Origin of the sequence: Secundilactobacillus similis DSM 23365 = JCM 2765 (assembly GCF_001311075.1) — a bacterium.
Lineage (GTDB): Bacteria > Bacillota > Bacilli > Lactobacillales > Lactobacillaceae > Secundilactobacillus > Secundilactobacillus similis.
This window is the reverse complement of record NZ_BBAD01000008.1, coordinates 25,301-47,826: the sequence shown is the minus strand read 5'-3', so window position 1 is coordinate 47,826 and position 22,526 is coordinate 25,301. Positions and strand designations below refer to the sequence as shown.

At 46.1% G+C, this 22,526-nt stretch carries 11 protein-coding genes and 8 pseudogenes; 4 read left to right on the top strand and 15 right to left on the bottom strand.

Annotated elements, in window-relative coordinates; genetic code table 11:
• Window positions 1-511: 511 nt before the first annotated feature.
• The 10 genes and pseudogenes from JCM2765_RS03045 to rpsB form a co-directional block, all read right to left on the bottom strand.
• Window positions 512-4,840 (bottom strand): annotated as a pseudogene (locus JCM2765_RS03045) (PolC-type DNA polymerase III).
• Window positions 4,841-5,028: 188 nt separating this feature from the next.
• Window positions 5,029-6,758 (bottom strand): annotated as a pseudogene (locus JCM2765_RS03040) (proline--tRNA ligase).
• Between the two features lie 25 nt (window positions 6,759-6,783).
• A complete protein-coding gene (rseP, locus tag JCM2765_RS03035; RefSeq protein WP_054733572.1) occupies window positions 6,784-8,058 on the bottom strand; it encodes an RIP metalloprotease RseP in 1,275 nt (424 codons plus the stop codon).
• Window positions 8,059-8,215: 157 nt separating this feature from the next.
• Window positions 8,216-9,013, bottom strand: a complete 798-nt coding sequence (locus tag JCM2765_RS03030; RefSeq protein WP_054733569.1) for a phosphatidate cytidylyltransferase — start codon at window positions 9,011-9,013, stop codon at window positions 8,216-8,218.
• A 23-nt stretch (window positions 9,014-9,036) separates the two neighbouring features.
• Window positions 9,037-9,815 (bottom strand): annotated as a pseudogene (gene uppS / locus JCM2765_RS03025) (undecaprenyl pyrophosphate synthase).
• Window positions 9,816-9,922: 107 nt separating this feature from the next.
• A complete protein-coding gene (locus JCM2765_RS03020; protein ID WP_054733567.1) occupies window positions 9,923-10,333 on the bottom strand; it encodes a hypothetical protein in 411 nt (136 codons plus the stop codon).
• Between the two features lie 26 nt (window positions 10,334-10,359).
• A complete protein-coding gene (gene frr / locus JCM2765_RS03015) occupies window positions 10,360-10,917 on the bottom strand; it encodes a ribosome recycling factor (protein WP_082404970.1) in 558 nt (185 codons plus the stop codon).
• Window positions 10,918-10,919: 2 nt separating this feature from the next.
• A pseudogene (gene pyrH, locus JCM2765_RS03010) lies at window positions 10,920-11,641 on the bottom strand (UMP kinase).
• 357 nt (window positions 11,642-11,998) lie between these two features.
• Window positions 11,999-12,879: pseudogene (tsf, locus tag JCM2765_RS03005) on the bottom strand (translation elongation factor Ts).
• Window positions 12,880-13,012: 133 nt separating this feature from the next.
• A complete protein-coding gene (gene rpsB, locus JCM2765_RS03000) occupies window positions 13,013-13,777 on the bottom strand; it encodes a 30S ribosomal protein S2 (protein ID WP_054733560.1) in 765 nt (254 codons plus the stop codon).
• Window positions 13,778-14,010: 233 nt separating this feature from the next.
• Here rpsB and JCM2765_RS02995 point away from each other — a divergent pair, with 233 nt between their 5' ends.
• From JCM2765_RS02995 to JCM2765_RS02985, 3 genes are all read left to right on the top strand, one after another.
• Window positions 14,011-14,211, top strand: a complete 201-nt coding sequence (locus tag JCM2765_RS02995) for a hypothetical protein (RefSeq protein WP_054733558.1) — start codon at window positions 14,011-14,013, stop codon at window positions 14,209-14,211.
• A 5-nt stretch (window positions 14,212-14,216) separates the two neighbouring features.
• Window positions 14,217-14,720 carry an HAD-IA family hydrolase gene (locus JCM2765_RS02990; RefSeq protein WP_054733555.1) on the top strand — a complete coding sequence of 168 codons (504 nt, stop codon included), beginning with the start codon at window positions 14,217-14,219 and terminating at the stop codon, window positions 14,718-14,720.
• Window positions 14,721-14,870: 150 nt separating this feature from the next.
• Entirely contained in the window at window positions 14,871-15,461 is a 591-nt protein-coding gene (locus JCM2765_RS02985; RefSeq protein WP_054733553.1) for a hypothetical protein, read from the top strand.
• A 317-nt stretch (window positions 15,462-15,778) separates the two neighbouring features.
• Here the strand turns inward: JCM2765_RS02985 and JCM2765_RS02980 are convergent.
• From JCM2765_RS02980 to JCM2765_RS02970, 3 genes and pseudogenes are all read right to left on the bottom strand, one after another.
• A pseudogene (locus JCM2765_RS02980) lies at window positions 15,779-16,775 on the bottom strand (D-2-hydroxyacid dehydrogenase).
• A gap of 120 nt (window positions 16,776-16,895) precedes the next feature.
• Window positions 16,896-17,183, bottom strand: coding sequence for a GIY-YIG nuclease family protein (locus tag JCM2765_RS02975; protein WP_054733550.1), 288 nt, complete (start codon window positions 17,181-17,183; stop codon window positions 16,896-16,898).
• Window positions 17,173-17,925: a tRNA1(Val) (adenine(37)-N6)-methyltransferase gene (locus JCM2765_RS02970; protein ID WP_225351946.1), complete on the bottom strand. Its 753-nt coding sequence runs from the start codon at window positions 17,923-17,925 to the stop codon at window positions 17,173-17,175. The genes JCM2765_RS02975 and JCM2765_RS02970 overlap by 11 nt, the downstream gene beginning before the upstream one ends.
• Before the next feature lie 130 nt (window positions 17,926-18,055).
• Between JCM2765_RS02970 and JCM2765_RS02965 the strand changes: the two genes are divergently transcribed.
• Complete coding sequence (locus tag JCM2765_RS02965) at window positions 18,056-18,688, top strand: lysophospholipid acyltransferase family protein (RefSeq protein ID WP_054733544.1); 633 nt, start codon at window positions 18,056-18,058, stop codon at window positions 18,686-18,688.
• A gap of 289 nt (window positions 18,689-18,977) precedes the next feature.
• Here the strand turns inward: JCM2765_RS02965 and JCM2765_RS02960 are convergent.
• Together JCM2765_RS02960 and JCM2765_RS02955 are read right to left on the bottom strand one after the other, a co-directional pair.
• Window positions 18,978-20,770: pseudogene (locus tag JCM2765_RS02960) on the bottom strand (ABC transporter ATP-binding protein).
• Window positions 20,757-22,524: pseudogene (locus JCM2765_RS02955) on the bottom strand (ABC transporter ATP-binding protein). Before JCM2765_RS02955 ends, JCM2765_RS02960 begins: the two co-directional pseudogenes overlap by 14 nt.
• Between the last annotated feature and the right edge of the window lie 2 nt (window positions 22,525-22,526).

Sequence of the window (22,526 nt, the reverse complement as noted above, 5' to 3'; positions counted from 1 at the left end):
TTTATTTTTGACTTATTGTGTGTTTTGAATCAATCGGCTGAATTTTTTCGGTATGACTTAGTGACATTGGCGCCAGTCTTAGCTGCTACATCAGCACACATGATTGTTAGTTAGTCAAAGCCGGTGGCAACACGCAGGTTCCGGCCGTATATGGGCAACCGTCCACGGACTTACGTTACCTGGGTAAGCATCAAACTGGTTGCTTCACTCGAAATTGTGTGAAGAGCCGCTTTAATTCACGACTGTTATCTAGCCGAAACGTGCGAAAACACGCAGGTCCCGGCCATATAAGGACAAAGTCCACGGAATTACGTTACCTGAGTAAGTATCAAATTGGTTATCTCGCTCGAAATTGTGCGAAGAGCTATTTTAATTTAAAACTGTCCTCTAGCCGAAACGTGCGAAAAAGCTCAGACCCGGCCGCATAAGCAAAGCACCCCTAAATTCCAAAAAACAGGAATTTAGGGGTGCTTTGCTTATGCTCTGGGGTCTAAACGAGCTTTTTCACACTCTACATCATATCAAACAAACTCAACTGATTCTCATCCGGTAACCCTTCAAGAACCCCATTGTCCGTCATAAATTCGATCAATGTCTTAGATACTTTCCCACGTTTAGCCAAATCTTCTTTTGACAGGAATGGCTTGTCTTCACGCGCAGCCACGATTTGCTTGGCCACGTTCAAGCCTAATCCTGGTGCTGAGTTGAACGGTGCGATCAACGTATCGCCATCGATCAGCCATTCGTTGGCAGCTGATTTTTCAATGTCGATCATCTTAAACTTAAAGCCCCGTTCCAGCATTTCGTTCGCCAATTCCAAAACCGTTAACAGGTTCTTTTCCTTGGTTGACGCGTCCATCCCTTCGTCGTTGATTTCCTTCATCTTCGCCTTAACCGATTCTTTACCACGTGACATGGCAACGACATCAAAGTCTTCAGCTCGAACTGAGAAATACGCGGCGTAGTAAACCATTGGGAAGTAAACCTTGAAGTAAGCGACCCGCAGCGCCATCAAAATGTAAGCTGCCGCATGGGCCGCGGGAACATGTACTTGATCTTCAAACAAGAATCAATGTACCAGTCCGGCACTTCGGCTTCCTTCATTTTATCCTGCCACTCGTCTGGAATCCCACGGCCCTTCCGCACGTGTTCCATGATTTGGAAGGCAATTTCGGAATCCATGCCCCAGTGGATCAAGTCGGTCATGATGTTATCACGACAACCAATCACGTTGGCAATCGTAGCAGTCCCGTTCTTGATCAGCTCTTCGGCATTACCTAACCACACGTCAGTCCCGTGAGATAGGCCAGAAATTTGGAGCAGTTCCGAATAGTTACTTGGATGGGTTTCCTCTAACATGCCTCGAACAAACCGCGTCCCAAATTCAGGCACACCAAGTGTCCCCGTTTTTGATTGAATCTGTTCTGGCGTCACGTTCAGCGACTCCGTACCGGAAAACAGCGCCATGACGCTGGATCATCCATTGGAATCGTCTGGGGATCGATCCCGCTCAAATCTTGGAGCATCCGGATCATCGTGGGATCATCATGTCCCAGAATATCGATTTTCAAGATGTTGTCATGGATCGAGTGGAAATCAAAGTGGGTCGTTTGCCAAGCGGCATTTTGATCATCAGCCGGATACTGGATCGGCGTAAAGTCGTAGATCTCCATATAGTCGGGCACAACAATGATCCCCGCCGGATGTTGACCAGTGGTCCGTTTGACACCGGTAGCGCCTTTAGCTAACCGGTCAATTTCGGCATTACGGAAGTTAGATTCCGTATCCCGTTCGTAGGCCTTCACGTATCCGTACGCGGTTTTATCCGCCACGGTACCAATCGTTCCGGCCCGGTACACGTTCTTTTCACCGAACAACACCTTGGTGTAGTTGTGGGCGATTGGTTGGTAGTCCCCCGAGAAGTTCAAATCAATATCGGGCACCTTGTTCCCGGTAAAGCCCAAGAATGTTTCGAACGGAATATCATGACCGTCACCAATCATCAACGTGCCACACTCTGGACAGTTTTTTTCGGGAAGGTCAAATCCAGAACTATATTCACCCTTCGTAAAGAACTCTGAGTGCTGACAGTTTGGACACCGGTAATGTGGTGGCAACGGGTTCACTTCGGTAATCCCGGTCATCGTTGCCACTAAACTAGAACCAACGGACCCCCGGGATCCAACCAAGTACCCGTCTTTGTTACTCTTGTGCACTAACCGTTGCGCAATCAGGTAGATCACGGAGAACCCATTCCCAATGATACTTTTGAGTTCTCGATCCAATCGGTGTTGCACGATTTCTGGTAGCGGATCACCGTACCACTCGTGAGCGGTGTTGATCGTCCGTTCTCGGATTTCGTCTTCGGCACCTTCCATCCGTGGCGTGTACAGCTTATCCTTCAGCGGATGGACCTCATCAATCTTATCCGCAATCAGGTGTGTATTGGTGACCACTAATTTTTTAGCCGTTTCAGCTCCTAAGAAGTCATAATCAGCCAATAGTTCATCGGTGGTTCTAAAATGCACGTCTGGCAATTCCTGACGGTTCAACGGGTTAGCCCCACCTTGCGAATGAATCAAGATTTTACGATAAATCGAATCGTGTTCATCCAGATAGTGGGTGTCACCCGTGACGACGACTGGTTTGTCCAAATCGTCGCCAAGCTTAACCATATTTGCTAGGATTTCTTGCAGGTTTTTCTTATTTTGAATCAAACCGCTATCGATCAATGGCTTGTAAGCCGCTGTTGGTTGCACTTCCAAATAATCAAAGAACTTGGCCTTTTGTCGTGCTTCAGCGTAACCCTTTTGCATCATCGCAGTGAATACTTCACCGGAATCACAAGCCGAGCCGATTAACAACCCTTCGCGGTATTGTTCCAACAAGCTCCGTGGTACCCGTGGCACCCGGTAGAAATACTTGACGTTGGACATCGACACCAGCTTAAACAGATTCTTCAACCCTTCTTGCGTCTGCGCCAAAATGATGGCGTGAGATGGCCGGGCATGCTTATAAGCATCGTTATCACTCATATGATCATTCAACTGGTCATGATACTGAATCTGGTAGCGTTCCTCAGCATCCTTCAAGAAGATGTAGTTCAAATGGCCGGTTGATTCCGCATCATAGACCGCCCGGTGATGGTGTTCCAAAGCCACGTGGAACTTTTTGGCCAACGTATTTAACCGGTACCTTTCAACGTCGGGTATAAGAACCGGGCCAACGTCAAGGTATCAATAATCGGGTTTGACACTTCTGGTAAGTCATAACGCCGATAACCAGCGTTCATGAAACCAATATCAAACGTCACGTTATGCCCAACGATAATCGCGTCACCGTAAAATTCCCGGAAAAGTTCAAAGACTTCCTTTTCGGACTTCGAACCGCGCACCATATCATCCGTAATACTCGTCAATTCAGTCGTTTGATCTGATAGGTGGAAGCCAGGATCAATGAATTCCTCAAATTGATCAATGACTTCCTTCCCCTGCATCTTCACCGCTGAAAGTTCGATCACCCGGTCATAGATTGCGGATAACCCAGTCGTTTCAACGTCAAAGATCACGTAGGTAGCACCCTCTAATTGACGATGCTCACTGTTATACCCAATTGGTACACCGTCATCAACGAGGTTGGCTTCAACCCCATAGATGATCTTTACGTCGTTTTTTTGACCCGCAGCGAACGCTTCAGGGAAACCCTGAACACCAGCGTGATCAGTGATGGCAATCGCATCTTGCCCCCACTTTTTAGCCCGCTTCACGTAATCAGTGATTGAATTAGTGGCATCCATCGTACTCATTGAGGTGTGTAAATGCAGTTCAACCCGTTTCTCGCCCTCTGGCGCAGTATCCTGACGAGTTTGAACCTTGATTTGGTTAATATCATAAGCGTTTAAAACAAGATCACGCATAAAGTTATCCTCTTGGACACTCCCACGAACCTTGATCCAATCGCCTTCGTTCAATCCATCGAATTGCGCTTCATCGCCATCATCCCGAGAGAACTTTTTAACCACGATTGATGAGGTATAGTCGGTGATTTCAAGAATCATCAGCTTTCGGCCAGAACGTAAGTCCCGAATTTCTTTACTAAAGACGTACCCCTGAACGATAACGGACTTTTCCTCTTCTTCAATGGCGATCAACTGCATCACATTATTGCCGTCTTTAATCTTTCGACCGATGACGGTTGGACCATTCGGAATGGCTTTACCACCCTGTTTTTCACGTTTTTCGTTGGCAACTTTTAACGCCGCAACCGCTTTTTGGGCCATTTCAGCATCGTGTTGCGCTTTTTGTTGCTTGAATTCATTGATTTTTTGTTGCGAGGCTGATTCATCAACCATGGTGTGAATCGAAAACTTCGGAAAACCATACGTCGTGTACTGGTTTTCAATTGGTCCCAGTGCTTGGTTCACCAAAAAGTTTTTGACGACCTCGTTTTCAGCCATAAAAATAACCCGGTCGTCCTCTAGTCGCGGCACTTGGTCCCGACAGAGTTCTTGAACCAATGGTGAGTTCAAACCACTATGTTGCACGACCCAGTTCCAATAGTCACCAATCAGGCGATTGCTTAACGCTGGTTGTGCCGTTTCAATTTCAAAATCAACTTGTGCAATGGCCTGAAAGGCGTTGTGCAGCTGACCCTGAAACGTTAAAAACGTTTGAAATGGCAAAATTGCCGGCAACTTAAACTTAAAGTGCCACCGCTTAGACTGGGCGTGAACCGTTAATTGTTCAAGCTCAGCACCTTGGAACACAGACTGGTCGGTATCATCCGGCAGCTGCAACTGTGTCAATAATTTTTCAAATAATTGCTGGTGATCTAACGCCACACCAAGTTGCCCCCTTCATTGTTGGTCGACTCAATTAAACTCAATTGCGCTGACCGTCACGCACTAACCGGCATCGCTGTCGGTTAACGTGCAACGTCTAAAGTCTCTAAAATGGGCCCGAGACAAAACAATTGTTTTGTTTTCGGACCCATCTCAAACTTACTTATCAATCAAATTGTAACGATACCCTAGGCGTTCGCTTCGGTCTCGTTATCAGAACCCTTTAATAAAATTGCAACCGTGTTTTGAACTTCGTCAACTTTGACTTCAACGGTTTCACCGGTCTTACGGATCTTAATTTCAACGATTCCGTCAGCAGCCTTCTTACCGACCGTGATTCGAACTGGTAACCCAATCAAATCAGAATCAGCAAACTTAACACCGGCGCGTTCTTTCCGGTCATCCAATAAGACCTTGTAGCCCGCAGCAGTTAACTGTTCGTCAAGTTGATCTGCAACAGCAACTTGTGTGTCATCCTTCGTGTTCACTGGGATCACGTGCAAGTCAAATGGTGCGATGGCTTGTGGCCAAACCAGACCATTTTCATCAGCTTGTTGTTCGGCAATTGCAGATAATAACCGGCTAACCCCGATGCCGTATGAGCCATGATCACTGGCACACTCCGACCATTTTCGTCAAGCACCTTTGCATCCAGAGATTCTGAATAACGAGTTCCTAACTTAAAGATGTGACCGATTTCGATTCCACGAGTGAATTGCAATGTCCCGGTACCGTCTGGTGATACGTCACCTTCTTGAACCGTCCGCAAGTCAACGAAGGCGTTCACGTTGAAATCACGTTCAGCGTTGACGTTGATGTAATGGAACCCATCTTCGTTCGCACCACAAACGGCATTGACCATGTCTTGAACGTATTGGTCAGCTAAGATCGTGACATCATCACTGACACCAACTGGTCCTAAGGCGCCAAATGATGCACCAAGGTATTTAACGGCTTCGTCATTGGTTGCTGGGGCTAAGAAGTCCGCTGACAGGTAGTTCTTCAACTTCACTTCGTTTAATTCGTGGTCGCCACGAACTAAGGCCAAAACAGGCTTTTCGTCCGCAATGTACAATAAGCTCTTGATCAGCTTAGTGGCATCGATGTCCAACTTTTCTGAAACGGCATCAATGGTCTTGGCGTCACCAGTTGCCACTTTTTCAAGGTCAGCTTGAGCAGCGTGCGATTTCTTTGGCACGTACAAGCTCGTTGCCATTTCCAAGTTAGCAGCGTAATCAGAGGCGTCTGAGTAAACAATGGTATCTTCACCAACGGGCGCAATCGCAGAAAATTCCTTCGAATCCTTACCACCCATGGCACCAGCGTCACCAATAATCGTCCGGTAGTTCAAACCGATCCGGTCAAAGACGTTGCGGTAAGCAGATTCCATCTTCCGGTAAACGTCATCTAGATCATCATAGTTCGTTGAGAATGAATAAGCATCCTTCATCACGAATTCCCGACCACGTAACAACCCATAGCGAGGCCGTTCTTCATCCCGATACTTCGCTTGAATCTGATACAAGGTCAATGGTAACTTCTTGTATGATTTGATGTTATCGCGAATCAATGTTGTAAAGGTTTCTTCGTGGGTTGGGCCTAAGATAAAGTCCGTATCATGACGGTTCTTGAACTTGAACAAAGTTGGCCCGTAAGTATCATACCGGCCTGAATCCTTCCAAAGTTGGGCTGGCAGAACGGCTGGGACGACCATTTCAACGGCGTCAATTTTTTCCATTTCTTCACGAATAATCGTTTCAATGTTGGTTAACACCCGAAAAGCCAGTGGTAAGTAAGCATACATGCCGGCAGTCACCTGACGAATGTAGCCACCACGGAGCATCATTTTGTGACTTAACGCTTCGGCGTCACTTGGAACCTCTTTCAACGTGGGAATAAGCATCTTTGATTGTTTCATTCTCGATAAAACTCCTTTAGTTTACTTATTTTATAAAGTATCGTTCGATATCATTCCATGTCACTAGTAACATTAAGACTACCAAAAAGACGACCCCAACTAAGGTAATGGCAGTTTCAACGTTTTCTGACAATGGCTTGCGTCGAATACCTTCAATCACATTAAGTAATATTTTACCACCATCTAGCGCAGGAATTGGTAATAAATTAACAATTCCCAAGTTTAGCGACAGAAAGGCTAGGAAGTTTAAGACCCCAGCCAGCCCTTCCGAGGTTGCCGTTGACGTGGTTGCAAAGATGGCAACTGGCCCGCCCAAATCATTTAAACTAAAGTGACCGGAAACCATACTCCAAATAGCTGTGAGTAATCGAACCGTCATCTGCCAAGTTTGCGTGAAGCCTGAAACCAGCATGGCTGGCAACGAATGGTCGCGATACTGCGTGATGCCGATGGCCCCCACGGTTTTATTTTCAACCTTTTTGGCCTTTGGCGTTAAGGTCAACTGCTTGGTTTTACCATTGCGGTCAACCGTCACCTGTGTCTTTTGGTTAGCGCGTTTTTGAATTTGACCCGACAAGGTTGCCCAATCGGTAACCTTTTTACCAGCAACGGCGGTAATCACATCGCCGTTTTTAAGGCCGGCATCCCGTGCAACCGTGACATCGGTGCTCATTGGAGCCACCCGATTACTATTGTTGGTCACGCCACCAATCACGAAGGTCAGCACCGTATACACAACAATGGCCAAGATAAAGTTATTCATCGGCCCGGCAAAGTTCGTCATCAACCGATGGCCCAGACTTGCCGATTGAAATTGAACGTCCTTCGGGGCAATTCGAACTTCAGTCCCGTCCTTTTCGATCACCGTTGCATTGTGAGCAACGGCGTACCGTTTGACCTCGGATTCATCCCCGTTCTCATACCCTTCAATCCAGAGTTCATCCTCAAGGTCAGTTGCCGTAACAGACAAGGGTACCCCGTTAAATAACGTGGTCTTTTGACTGGTATTGATCCGAGTGACCTGATTATCTTCACCAATGTAAAGGCTGACCGGGGTCCCCGGTTTTAACTCATCTTCGTCATCATCCCCACCGGCCATCCGGACGTAGCCCCCAACGGGAAGCAACCGCAACGTGTAGGTCGTTTCGGACGTGCGATAGTTAAACAGCTTCGGTCCCATTCCAATTGAAAATTCTCGGACTAAGATCCCAGCCCGCTTCGCAAAGTAAAAGTGCCCAAATTCGTGAATGAACACGATCAGGCCAAACACGATGATAAAGGTAATAATGGTCGTTATCACAAGCGTCGATCCTTCCGTAATTATAATTATGCGACTCTCGACACGGACATTATCTGCGCAAGAGCGACACCAACAAGGCTGCCAACAGAGTCTCTCAACCGACAGTCAACACATTGGTGTCAACTTACCCGATTACCAATTTGACAACTAATCTTGGTTAAATAAACCCGAATAAGTGCAAGGCTGGCAGTACCAATAACAAACTATCGAATCGATCTAAGATGCCACCGTGCCCAGGTAAGATTTTACCAGAATCTTTAACACCATAGTACCGTTTCAAGGCAGATTCAACTAAATCGCCTAATTGACCGATAACTGATAACACAATCGTGAATAGTACGGTCGTCAGCAATGACTTGTCCCCTTGAGGGAAGAAGTAGCAGTAAATGCCGACAATGATCGTTGCAACCACTGTTCCGCCAATCGAACCTTCCCAAGTTTTGTTGGGGCTAATATGGGGCGCCAACTTATGCCGGCCTAATTTACGGCCAATCATATAGGCGCCACTATCAGTGATCCAAACAATCAATAGCGCAAAGAACAATGATGCAAGTCCTTGACTACCCGTACCCCGGGCAACGATAAAGTAGTGGAACCCAAATCCGATGTACATCACGCCCAACGTTAACACTGCGGCATCATCAAATGAAAACCGGTTCTTTGAGAAAACCGTGTAGATCATCAGTAAAATGACGACGATGTAAACGATGAACGCAAAACTAAGATGCCGTGGTAACAACGCTTGCCAATAATCTGGCAAAATCACTAACAGCACTGCGATTCCCGATAAAAAGGCCTCCCAAGATACAATTAACTTTTTGCGCATGACTAATAACTCTGATAACGCCACTAACCCTAATACAGCCGCTGCCAATTCAACCCAGATACCACCCGCAATGATGATTGGGATGAAAATGATGAGGGCAACAACTGCAGTAATGACCCGTTGTCTCATAGTTTGAACTCCTTTTCCCCTAGTTACTTATTTGTTAACCCGCCAAACCGCCGTTTTCGGTGTTGGTATTCATAAACTGCTTCAGCCAGCAACGCTGGTGTAAATTCAGGCCAGTGTGGCCCCATGAAAATAAATTCACTGTAGGCAATCTGCCACAGCAAGAAGTTAGAGAGCCGCTTTTCACCCGACGTTCGAATCACAACTTCCGGATCAGCATACTCACCGAGTGGTGCGGTCATTAGCCGTGAACTAATCAGGTCATCATCGACATCTTCAGCCGTTAAGTTACCCGCTGTCGCATCGGCCACAATTGATTGGACAGCCGTCGTAATTTCAGCCCGACCACCATAGTTTAACGCAAAGTTCAACACCATGCCGGTGCAATCCTTGGTTTGTTCAATTGCGCGGTTTACAGCTCCTGTGTAAACTTAGGTAATTGATCCACGTAACCCATCACGTTCACCCGAACGTTGTGGGCAATCAAATCCGGCACAAACGTATCAAAAAAATCGACCGGTAACTTCATTAAGTAGTTTACTTCATCTTTTGGCCGTTTCCAATTTTCAGTGGAAAAAGCATACAACGTCAGCACCTTAATGCCAAGGTCGCTGGCAGCTGCGGTGATGACTTTAACCGTATCCATCCCCTGCTTATGCCCAGCAACTCGGGGCAAATGCCGCTGTTGCGCCCAACGACCGTTACCATCCATAATAATCGCGACGTGCGTGGGAATATGATCAGGATCTAGTTCCAGGTCGGCCGGAATAGCTGCCTGGTCCTTTTTATTTAACCAAGAAAACACGATGGCACCTCCAAATTAACTTTACAAAACTTCATCATACCAAAAAACAGAGTTGGCGACTATCCCCAACTCTGTTTGACCGTTAATATTTAACAGAATCTCAATGGTTACTCGAGTAAGCGCCACTCGCCCCGGTTGGCATCAGCCAACGTATTAAAATACTGAAGTAAGTTGTTGGCGTCTTCTGGGCTAACTTCACCAAGCATATTCAACCCTTCACCGGTTGGAATTGGTTCACTTAGATCCGTGATATCTGATTCATTTTCAATCGTGGCCTTTGAAAAGGCAACGATCCAGTCTTCTCCAATTAGCTGCGTAATAATGAAGAAGAGGTTAAAGTTGTCATCCACGTATGCGGGTTGTGAAAAAACACCGTCTTCGATTTCTTGAAGTTCGTTTCCGTTATAGTTCAACACGGGAAGACTTTCAGCGGTAGGGGCGTTCGTTAACTTAAACACCATTTTACCGAATTCGGGAGTTCCGGGCGTAATTTCTACTTGTTCATCATCGTTTGCCATGCCTGAGACCTTCCTTTACTTACAGATTAACCTGCAATGATTTCTTGTTCTTTTTCGTCAGTTAACTGATCGATGTCCTTGATGGCCTTGTCGGTCACTTTTTGCACGTCTTTTTCCAAACCATGCAAGTCATCATCCGTAAAGTCACCATTCTTGTGGCCCTTCTTCAAAGCGTCCATGGCTTCACGCCGGACGTTACGAACAGCCACTTTGCCACCTTCAGCAACGCCACGAACCTGCTTAGCAAGTTCCTTACGACGTTCTTCAGTTAATTGTGGCACAACCAACCGAATGGCAGAACCATCGTTGGCTGGGGTGATACCTAAATCAGATTCAAGGATGCCCTTTTCAACGTCTTGTAAGGCAGACTTGTCAAACGGGGTCACCAAAATCACCCGTGGTTCAGGCACCGTAATGGCTGCCACTTGGTTGATTGGCGTTTCAACGCCGTAGTATTCAACCGTCACCCGAGTTAACAGGCTAGCGTTGGCCCGGCCAGCCCGAATGGTACCGAATTCACGACTCAGTGCTTGTTCGGCCTTCTTCATCTTTGTTTGTGCTTCAGTAATAATTGGATTTGCCACGATTATTTCCCCCTTACCGTTGTGCCGATGTCATCACCGAGCACAACCTTCTTAATGTTACCTGGTTTATTCAAGTTGAACACGACCAATGGAATATCGTTATCCATCGACAACGTACTTGCCGTTGAATCCATGACGTGCAACCCTTTGTTAATAATGTCCATGTGCGTCAACGTGTCGAACTTAACGGCACTTGAATCAACGTTAGGATCAGCAGAGTAAACCCCGTCAACCCCATTCTTGGCCATTAAAATGGCATCCGCGTTGATTTCAGCAGCCCGTAATGCGGCAGTCGTATCCGTTGAGAAGTAAGGACTACCAGTCCCACCAGCGAAAATGACGACGCGTTCTTTTTCCAAGTGACGCATTGCCTTACGACGGATGTATGGTTCTGCGATTGCCCGCATCTCAATTGAGGTTTGAACCCGGGTTGGTACCCTAATGATTCCAAGTTATCTTGGAGGGCCAAGGCGTTCATGATGGTCCCTAACATGCCAATGTAATCGGCTTGCGCGCGTTCCATGCCCATTTGAGCACCAGATTCGCCACGCCACATGTTACCGCCACCAACAACGATCCCAATCTGAAGACCTAAGTCAAAAACATCTTTAATTTCCTTAGCCACTGTTTTAATAACTGGTGGGTGAATCCCAAATCCTTGGTCACCTGCTAATGCTTCGCCACTTAGCTTAAGAACGACGCGTTTGTATTTTAAGTCCGACATTGTGAGCCTCCTATTAGTTTCCTGGTTTGATTCTATCACGAACTGATAATCACTGTGAAGATTATCGGTCCAAATGGCTGAACAACTTGGTTGATTTTACCAAATTTTTAGGAACAACGCGCTTTCAGTTACGCACGCTATCTAACTAAGGCCCGTTCTGGCCCGATCGATTAGCCGATCATCGTTGATCACCACGGAACAACAGTGATTAGACTGCATACAACTATTATACCAAAAGAACCCCGGGATTGTTGGCCGAAACCGAATCTTTCGTGCAAAACTGGCCAGGGTTCTTAATCGGAATGATTGCATAAAAAAGATGTACTCAAAAACGTACATCTTTTAAAATGCGACGGATTAACCGTTGATTTGACTGTTAACTTCGTCTTGGAAGTCTTTAACTTCAACTTCGATACCTTCACCAACTTCGTAGCGAACAAAGCACTTCAACTTGCCACCCTTTGAAGCAACGTATTGGCTGACAGTTTGGTCAGAGTCCATAACGAATTCTTGGTCAGCCAAGCTAATTTCTGACAAGACTTCCGGAGACGACCTTCGACCATCTTTTCAACGATCTTTTCAGGCTTGCCTTCGTTCAAGGCTTCCTTCTTCAAGACTTCGCGTTCGTGATCCAAACGTTCTGCTGGAATATCATCACGAGAAACGAATTCTGGGTTAACGGCTGCAACGTGCATTGCAACGTTCTTAGCAGTTGCTTCATCAGCACCTTCTAAGACAACCAAGGCAGCAATTTGGCCACCGTTGTGTAAGTAGGCACCGAATGAATCGCCGTCTGCCTTTTCAACAACTGCGAACCGACGAAGTGACGTGTGTTCTGAAGTCACTTGCGTTTGTTCGATGATCAAATCAGCGATGCTTTGACCAGCATCGTTCTTCAATTGAAGCGCAGCGTCAACATCAGCTGGCTTGTTAGCTGCAATCAAATCAGTGATCGTGTTAACCAACGTCTTGAAACGATCGTTAGTTGCAACGAAGTCGGTTTCAGAGTTAACTTCAGTAATAGCTGCGACGTTACCGTTAACGGCGATTTGTGCTAAACCGTTAGCTGCGACGTTGCCGCTCTTCTTTTCAGCTTTAGCGATACCCTTTTCACGTAAAAAGTCGACTGCTTTTTCCATGTCACCGTCAGTTGCGACGAGGGCTTTCTTTGCGTCCATCATACCGACGCTGGTCTTATCACGAAGTTCTTTGACTAATTTTGCAGTAATGCTTGCCATTGTATGGCCTCCTTAAATTATGCTGTTTCAATCACCAAAGCAAAAGGCTGGCCCAAAAATATCAGGCCTCGCGGGTCCACATTTTCAAGCCAGCCTAGCACTGATGGTCTTTAACTTATGGTAAGTGTTTTAACTATTCAGCAGCGTTGTCGTTTGAAGCATCGTCGCCTTCAGCAGTTGCGTTTGCAGCAGCAGCAGCTTGTTCGGCTTCGTCTTCACCCTGACGGCCTTCGATAACGGCATCAGCCATCTTGCTTGTGATCAAGCGAACGGCACGGATAGCGTCATCGTTAGAAGGGATGATAACATCGATATCATCTGGATCAGTGTTGGTATCAACCATCGCTACGATTGGGATGTTCAACTTTTGAGCTTCCTTAACCGCGATTTGTTCCTTGCGAGGGTCAACAACAAACATTACGTCAGGCAACTTAGGCATATCTTCGATACCGCCTAAGAAACGTTCGAGCTTATCAGTTTGCTTCTTAAGTAATGAAACTTCCTTCTTAGGCAAACGATCAAAAGTACCGTCTTCAGCCATCTTCTTCAGATCCTTCAAACGCTTGATCCGAGTTTGGATGGTGTTCCAGTTAGTCAAGGTCCCACCTAACCAACGGTGGTTAACGAAGTATTGACCGGCACGAGTTGCTTCTTCAGCAATTGAATCTTGTGCTTGCTTCTTAGTCCCAACGAAGAGAACAACGGCACCCTTAGATGCTTCGTCCTTAACGAAGTTGTAAGCATTGTCAATCAACTTAACCGTCTTTTGTAAGTCGATGATGTAGATCCCGTTACGTTCAGTAAAGATGTATTCCTTCATCTTTGGGTTCCAACGACGAGTTTGGTGACCGAAGTGGACACCTGCTTCAAGTAATTGTTTCATTGTAATAACAGCCATGAAATAGCCTCCATAAAAGTTTTTTCCTCCTCTGAGTTCGACTACCAGGAGAACTCTTGCGAGCACTGCTCTTGGTATTGCCCAGAGTGTGAATTGTGGCGATATGCCGTCAAATAGTATACCTGTTTTTAAACTGGTTATCAACTCAACAAGGGGCATTTGCAAAAAAAGTTGTGATTAATGTTACATTTGTGTTACAATACTCTTCGCAGAACTGCGAGGAGGAACCAACTATGATCAAAGCCATCGTTTTTGATCTTGACGATACTCTATATGATCAACAGCAACCGTTCCAGCAGGCGCTTGATTCCGTATGGAACGCGCCAACGGTACCTAGCCACGTTGTCGCGGACTTATTCAACACGTTCAAGCGGCTAACGGATCAGGTGACGCATATTGAGACTTCCAATATCAGCCACGCCGCTGAGCCTTAAATCAGGTGCTTAAACAGCATGCTTTACCTGCTTTGACCCCTTCAGTATGGACGGCATTTTGGGAACGTTATCAACAAGAAATGACTCACATTGACCTTTTTTCAGAGATTCGGCACCATTTATCACTGCTTAAGGACCACTACGAACTTGGTATCATTACCAATGGTCCGGCCGAACGTCAATCTGAAAAGGCCTTACAACTTGATTTACACCACTGGTTTAAACGGGCCAACATGGTGATTTCAGACGAAGTCGGTTTGAAGAAGCCTGATGCGCGCATTTTTACCTATTTCAACCGGATGTTGAACTTGCAGGCTAACGAAGTGGTCTACATTGGCGACAACTTTTTGACTGACATGGTCGGCGCCAAACAAGCTGGCTGGCACGCCTTTTGGTTTAACCACCGCCAGTTAGAATTGCCTAACCAAGACTACATTCCGGATCAAACGGTCGAAACGCCGGAGGAGCTTGCAGAGTTGTTGCAGGCGATGTCGGTGACGACTTATTAGATAATTTCTACACTTTAAGCTACAAATACCGCCCTAACAGTATTTGTGGCTTTTATTTTGGCCTCATAATAATTAACAAAGTTAACTAATTTTATTATTTGTCCAAATACTGATGACATTAAAAGCTGATATTTTAGGGTGGTTATTTATATGAATAAGATAGCTCTCACGTCCGTCACTTTATTAAGTGTCCTTGCGGGAACTACCGTAACAAACAATACAGCATTGGCCAAGAAACACTCGCTCAAACACCAGACGCTTTCTAGTGTTGTACTTAAGGATGGAAAATTATCCGGGATTGCAAAAACAGGGTCAAAAATCACAATCTACCACGGAAAAAAGATTTTAAAATCTTCCTCCATAAAAACAAGTCACTTTACTTTTAAACTAAAAGGCATCAAGAAAAATTGGAAAATTAAACTAACTGCAACTAAAAAAGGTTATGCAAAAGCTTCAAAAACGGTAACTGCACGCGTTACTGATACAGTAACTATTCAACCAAAGCGAAAAAAAGAATATTTTTCAGATTCTACTGATACACTCGTACTTAAGCAAGGAAAAATCACATTTGGAGAAACTGCAATAGAACCAAGCGATTTTAATGACGATAACTTTTTGGTTTTTATCCGCTATACCAATACTACTTCTGAAAAAGTTGATCTATCCCTATTGTTGATTGAATGTATTGACGCAACGCAAAATGTGGCTCAGTCACCAAAACTCTCTCAGAAGGTTGGGTAGCTGATGATTCAGCCTATTACGATGCAGCCCAAATCGTGGATGATTCCGAATACGTTAATCCAGGTGAAACCGTCACCACAGTCGCCACCTGGGAACTAGTTAGCGATACCGCGCCGATTGAGCTAAGCTTCAGTTCACCTGAAAACTATAATAATTTAGGTGCACTTATATACGAATAATACAAACTAACAAACATCAAACCCTATCGAAAGTTGATGGGCCTTTCTAACTTAGATGTATATTCTACAACAAAAGGTCATCAACGCTGATTTAACAGCGTTGATGACCTTTTGTTCATTCATAGATAATGACCGAAATTAATCGAACTTAACTTCGCTTTCGTCAGTACCCTTTTCAATTAAGTTAACGTTGCTGGTCAAGGCAAATTGAGTCATGTTCTTGGCAGCAGTCTTAGTGTAGAACGCGATGTGTGGCGTTACCAAGACGTTTTCGCGCTTGATCAAGTTCTTCAAACGTTCGTCTGGAATAGCATCGAAGCTACCAAAGTCCGTGTTGAAGATCCCAACTTCGTTTTCGTAAACGTCAAGGGCAGCACCGCCAACCTTGCCTGAATCCAAAGCACGGATCAAAGCGTCAGTGTCAATCAAGGCACCACGAGCAGGTTCAAGATGAACACGCCATCCTTCATCTTGCTGAAGCGTCGTCATCAAGCATGTGTTCGTTTTCCTTCGTAGCTGGGGAGTGCAATGAGATAACGTCAGCTTGGGCGTATAATTCGTCCAAGGTATCAACGTAGATGCCTTCCTTTTCCAATTCTGGGTTGTGGAAGATATCGTAAGCAACGATCTTAGCACCGAAGCCCTTGTAGATGTTGATGGCTTTACGGCCGATCCGGCCAGTAGCAATCACACCAACAGTCATTTGGTCTAATTCATCAGCGATATCCGGAGCCCAACGTAAGTCACCGTTAGCAATCTTACGATCGAACGTGTTCGTCCGACGAAGAAGACGCATCAATTGAGTGGCCGTTAATTCAGCGATAGCGTTTGGTGAATATGCAGGTACGTTAGTCACTTTGATGCCGTTACGCTTGATAGCGTCCGCATCAATGTTATCAACACCAACGTTACGCAATGATAGTGACTTGATACCGAAGCTAGCTAACTTGTCCAATACTTCAGCAGTGTATGGCTTTTGTTGGTATACAACAGCACCATCATACCCCTTAGCTTGATCAACAGTTGTTTCGTCTAATAATTCGGCAACTGCCTTAACTTCGATACCCTTTTCCTCTGACCATTGGTCTAGGTAAGGCTTTTCATCGTCACGAATACCATATGCAATAATTTTCACAATTGTTTCCTCCATTTCGCGAATCTGTTATTATACTAGCACGTTTTAACCTCATTGATAAGCGTTTCCAGCAAATATTACAAAAAATGTGCAGAAAAACACAACTTTCACCGAATCGCACTATAAATCCAACGTGATACCATGTTCGGCCAAATACGCGAGCTTACGCTTACGGGACTGATGTTTAAACGCGTACTCTGCTTTCAGTGCCGCTGTCTTAGTTGAAAAAGTTTCATAATACACAAGTTTTAACGGGTGACGCTGCTTGACCCGCGTATACTTGGCGCCCCGCCCCGCTTCGTGTTGTTTGAAACGGCGATAAACATCGGTTGAATACCCACCATACAACGTCTTATCCGCACATAATAACACGTAAAAGTAAAACTTTTCCTCTGAATCACTCACCATAGAGCATCTTCTTTACTGACGCAGAATACTCACTGTTTTCATCGTACGTCATCAGTGATGGTAGCACTTTCAATCCCGTTGCTTTGCCATCTTTAATTGCTTCAACCAACACGATGTTAGCATCTCGCCCAGCTTTAGGGTAAACAAATTGGACTCGTTTCACGGCCAACCGGTGTTCGCCCATCAGCGTTGCCAATTCTAAGAAGCGGTCTGGGCGGTGGACAAAGTAAGCTTTACCGTTCATTTTCAACAAATCACTCGTCACCTGAATCGTCGTTTCCAGCGTTGTCTTGATTTCGTGTCGGGCAATCGCCAAATAAGGGTTGGGATTTTTACGGCTATCGGGTTCATCCGCAAAATACGGTGGGTTGCAAACCACCACATCGACACTATCCTTGTCAATTTGTTCCGTAATGGTGGCAAGATCTTGTTGATAGACCGTAATTTGGTCGGTTAACCCATTCAACGCGATTGAGCGCCGCGCCATGTCCGCCAACCGTGATTGTAATTCGACCATCGCAATCTTTCCCCGGGTTCGGTGCGCCATAAACAGGCCCACTGCGCCATTACCAGAACAGAGATCTACCATGCGACCGGTCGACTTAACTGGCGGCTTCGCAAAATGCGCCAGTAATACTGCGTCCAGTGAGAACGAGAAAACTTGACTACTTTGAATAATTTGAATATCTTGACTGTACAACTGGTCGATCCGTTCACCAGCTTGTAATTCGGGAGTCGGCAAATTATCACCCATTTCATTGATGTTTAGTGCATTTATCATTATAATGGCAAGAGTTCGCTATCACGAACGACCAGACTACGTTTCAAATGCAATTAGTATTATACATCTTTAAGTTAAGAGAGGTTATCAGATGTTTTATTCATTTATTCGTGTCGTCGTGCGTATCATTTTATTCTTAGTCAATGGCAACGCCCATTACGAGAATACCGACCGGCTACCTGAAGGCAATTACATCCTTGTGGGCCCCCACCGAACCTGGTTTGACCCCATCTACTACGCAGTGGCGGCCAGTCCCAAAAAATTTAGTTTTATGGCTAAAATCGAACTCTTTAAAAATCCCATTTTGAGATACATTCTCAAACACGCAAATGCGTTTCCAGTTAACCGGGATAATCCTGGCCCATCCGCAATCAAAACGCCCGTCCGTCTGCTTAAAAAGAGCGACTTGTCCCTCATCATGTTTCCATCTGGGACTCGTCACTCGCAAGATTTAAAGGGTGGCGTTGCGGTTATCGCCAAGTTATCCAAGGTGCCAATTGTGCCCACCGTCTACCAAGGCCCATTGACGTTCAAACAGCTTTTCACACGGAAACCCGTTACCGTTTCATTTGGCGAACCCTTCTACGTTGACCCCAAACTCAAACTTGACGAAACCGGCTTCAAGCAGATTGAACAACAGATGCAGGCTGGATTTGATCGACTGGACAAAGAGATTGATCCTGAGTTCCATTATGTGGATACGCCTGATGAAGCGAAACATTAAGTCATCAATTGATACAACTAAACAGGGCACCAGCTCATTGCAAGTTTGCAATGAGCTGGTGCCCTGTTTTTGGTTACGCTTTGCACAACAGTACGCGATGCAATATGCGGTGTTATTTTGAAGGATCAAACCAGATGTGTTTTTTCTGTCATCTAGCCTAAACGCGCGAAATCAGGCAGAAGGTTGCATGTAAGGGACTTCCGGTTAAACGCACCCAAAACCCGGGAGCGTTTAACCGGAAGTCCCTTACACTCCACCTTCTAAGCGCCTGATTTCACACACTCTCTCCTTAATCCAAATGCGCACTATTCTGCAACTGAATCATATCGTAATACGTTCCCCGTTGCGCCATTAACTCATCGTTAGTGCCCCGTTCAATAATTTGGCCGCGTGATAGCACCAAAATCAAGTCCGCATTTTGAATCGTTGACAAGCGATGCGCGACCGCAATCGTTGTTCGGCCCGCCTGCAATTTTGCCAGACTGGTTTGAATCGTTTGTTCCGTTTCCGTATCAATATTAGCCGTGGCCTCGTCCAAAATAAGTACTTTAGGATCCGTTACTACGGTTCGTGCAAATGAAATCAGTTGGCGTTGACCGCTTGAGTAACCACTCCCGCGCTCAACGACCCGGGAATCGTACCCCCGTGGCAGTGCTTCGATCATCTTATCCGCACTGACGAATTTGGCCGCCGCTCGAACTTGTCGATCAGAGATTTTTTGATCAAACATCCGAATGTTGGACGCCACCGTGCCGTAAAACAGGAAGGGTTCTTGCAATACCAGTCCGAACTTTCGGCGCAATTCTGCCATTGAATAGGTGCGAATATCTTGGTCATCGATCAAAACCCGACCGGACTGAAATTCATAAAACCGCATCAGCACGTTGATGATGGAGGTTTTACCACTCCCGGTTTCACCAACTAGCGCTACAGTCTGTCCCGGCTTTGCCACAAACGAAACATCTTTTAAGATTGGCGTTTCACCATCATAAGAAAACGACACATGTTGAAATTCAATTTTTCCAGCCGTCACCGTTCGACCCGCAACTGGCGATTGCTGTGGTGCGGCAGTTTCATCCGCCATCAGCGCCATTACCCGCGATCCTGACACGATACCATCTTGAAAGTCACTCAAGTTATCCATCATCGAAGTCATTGGGTTATACAAGTTGTCCAGATAAGTGACAAACGCATACACCATCCCAGCGGCACAAAACTTGCCATGCCGCGAATGCCAAGTAGACCAAGCACAACAACTACGCCAAGTGCGTAGAGTAAGTTGATCAGCGGACTCAAGAGTAAGGCGTTGACCCGAATCATGGCCTTCCGAGCAGTGAAATAGTTGCCGTTCGTTTCCTCAAACGCTGCGTTCATCCGTTTTTCCTGTCGAAACTGTTGGATTACGTTAACTCCGGTAATGGCCTCAGCCAAGCGGGCGTTTAACTCACTTAGACGTTCACGCATGTGCCGGTAAATTTTGGAACTGTAACGCTGGTAGTACCACACTACGACCGCCAAAATGGGTAGAAAGAGAAGCAACCAGCCAGCGATTCTAACGTCCAATAACAACATCGCAACCACGGACGACACCACCGAGAAGAACGCCACGACTAAACTGCTAAATAACTGCCAAAACGTCGTAAACGACATCGTATCATTCGTTAACCGCGATAGGATCGAACCACCAGGCACTTGGTCAAAATACCGCATGCCTAAGCGGTGCAATTTTCGAAAAAGTTGTCGCCGGACACTTTCCAGCATATACTCGGCGCCCATGCTGTACAGATAGGCCTGACTAAACTGCATTACCGCTTTGATCACCATCGCAAACAAGTAGAGTCCTGCAAAGAACCACATGATCTGCAAGTCCGCGCGACCAACCTTTAAGTAACTATCCATATAAACTCGAATAATCATTGGTAGCAAGATATTGACGACGCTAATCAGGGCCGCCAAAATAATTGCGCTCGTAAAGTATTTCCAATACGGGCGGGCGTAACGAATCAATTGGCCGATGATCTGCATCTGTTGCTTAATCGGCATACTCTTCGCCCATACTGATTGTTTTTCAGTCGTTTTCATCGTCATCTCGCCTCCCTTGTTGAACCTTCGTTTCCAGTGCTTGTCGATCAAACATCTGTCGGTACCAACCATCTTGAGCCATTAACTCATCATGCGTCCCCCGTTCAGCGATGCCACCTGCATCCAGCACAAGAATTTCGTCCGCTTGCATCACCGAACTTAACCGGTGGGCTGCAATGATCGTCGTTTTCTGATGTCGGTCAGCGTGTAAGTTGGTCAAAATACGACTTTCAGTTTCCGCATCGACCGCAGATAACGCGTCATCTAAAATCAACAATTCTGGGTCGATCAACAATGCCCGCGCAATCGCAAGCCGTTGCCGTTGACCACCAGAAAGCGACACCCCTTCTTCGCCAACCAGTGTGTCATAACCTGACTCAAAGTGGCTAATTTGATCCGCTAATCCACTCATCGCAACAACTTGTTCAACCTCAGCTTGTGTGGCATCAGGTTTCGCAAACGTAATATTGTCCCGAACTGACGCTGAGAATAAAAAGCCATCCTGAGGCACGTACCCACTGCCGGCAAATACGCGTCTAACCGGTAATCTAAAATGTCGGTCTTACCGTACTGAATCGTCCCTTGATACCGTTCAAATTGGCGGAGCAACAGCCGCATGATCGTTGTTTTGCCAGCACCGACCCGGCCAACGATGCCAAGCGTCTTGCCCGCTGCCAGTGAAAAATCAACGTCGTGTAGCGCGATTGCCGTGTCATCTGGATAATGGAACTCGGTGATGTCGAATCGTAATGTGCCACTTGGTCGGGTCATCACGCCATCGGGTTGATCGATCACCTGTGACTTTTCATTGATCAACCGCATCACCCGGTCATAACTAGCGTTGCCACGTTCCATGGTGTTAAACAGCATTCCGACCGCAAAAATCGGCCAAATCATCATGCAAGGTAAGTCGTAAATGACACTAAGTTGCCAATGGTGATCACGTGCTGCATCACTAACGAGCCACCTAAGACGATCGTCGCCATGTAGGCCAACGCAATAATCAACGTGGTGATCGGATCAAACAGCGCATCAAGTCGATTGACCCGGCGATTAACGTTAATCGTTTCATCCACCTGCGCTTCAAAGTCGTCAATGTCTTCTTGTTCCTGACCCAGACTCTTAATCACCTTGACCCCACTAATACTCTCTTGGGCTTTATTATTGAGTCGTGAAAACGCCGCTTGAGAATCACGGAAGGCCACGTTGATCTTTTGGCCTAGATAAAACGCCATGACCGCTAACAACGGAAACGGCAGGACAGCAATCAACGTTAACCGCCAATTGATCAACGTCATCATCGCGATCAGCGTCGTCCCACCCGTAATAATGGAATCCGCAAATTGTAAAATACCGCCACCGGCCACCCGTTGAATCGCCTGAAGGTCATTAGTTGCCCGAGCCATCAAATCCCCAGTTCGGTACCGCTGATAAAAGGATTGATCTAATTGCATGTAATGGCCAAATAAGCGTTGTCGTAACGTTTGTTCTAGTTTCGCAGCTGCACCCCAAATTGCAGTTCGCCACATATATCGCGAGCCGTACTGACCAAAACCCGCAATCAACAGTAGACCCAGATTCCAAATTAATGACTGACGCGTTAAGCGTTGATCGTGGATCAAATCCACAACGACCCCAATGACTCGCGGCGGAATAATGGCAAACAGGGCTGTTAGCAACAGCCCCAGTAGCCCGAATAAATAAGTTCGCCACTCAGCCCGAAAGTACCAGCCAAGTTTCTTAAAAATGCTCATGA

Excerpts from the sequence above, each read along its gene's own strand:
- JCM2765_RS02975 (WP_054733550.1), bottom strand. The coding sequence starts at position 17,183 with ATGGTGAGTGATTCAGAGGAAAAGTTTTACTTTTACGTGTTATTATGT.
- JCM2765_RS02995 (WP_054733558.1), top strand. The coding sequence starts at position 14,011 with ATGATCAAAGCCATCGTTTTTGATCTTGACGATACTCTATATGATCAA.
- JCM2765_RS03030 (WP_054733569.1), bottom strand. The coding sequence starts at position 9,013 with ATGAGACAACGGGTCATTACTGCAGTTGTTGCCCTCATCATTTTCATC.
- JCM2765_RS03020 (WP_054733567.1), bottom strand. The coding sequence starts at position 10,333 with ATGGCAAACGATGATGAACAAGTAGAAATTACGCCCGGAACTCCCGAA.
- JCM2765_RS02985 (WP_054733553.1), top strand. The coding sequence starts at position 14,871 with ATGAATAAGATAGCTCTCACGTCCGTCACTTTATTAAGTGTCCTTGCG.
- rpsB (WP_054733560.1), bottom strand. The coding sequence starts at position 13,777 with ATGGCTGTTATTACAATGAAACAATTACTTGAAGCAGGTGTCCACTTC.
- JCM2765_RS02965 (WP_054733544.1), top strand. The coding sequence starts at position 18,056 with ATGTTTTATTCATTTATTCGTGTCGTCGTGCGTATCATTTTATTCTTA.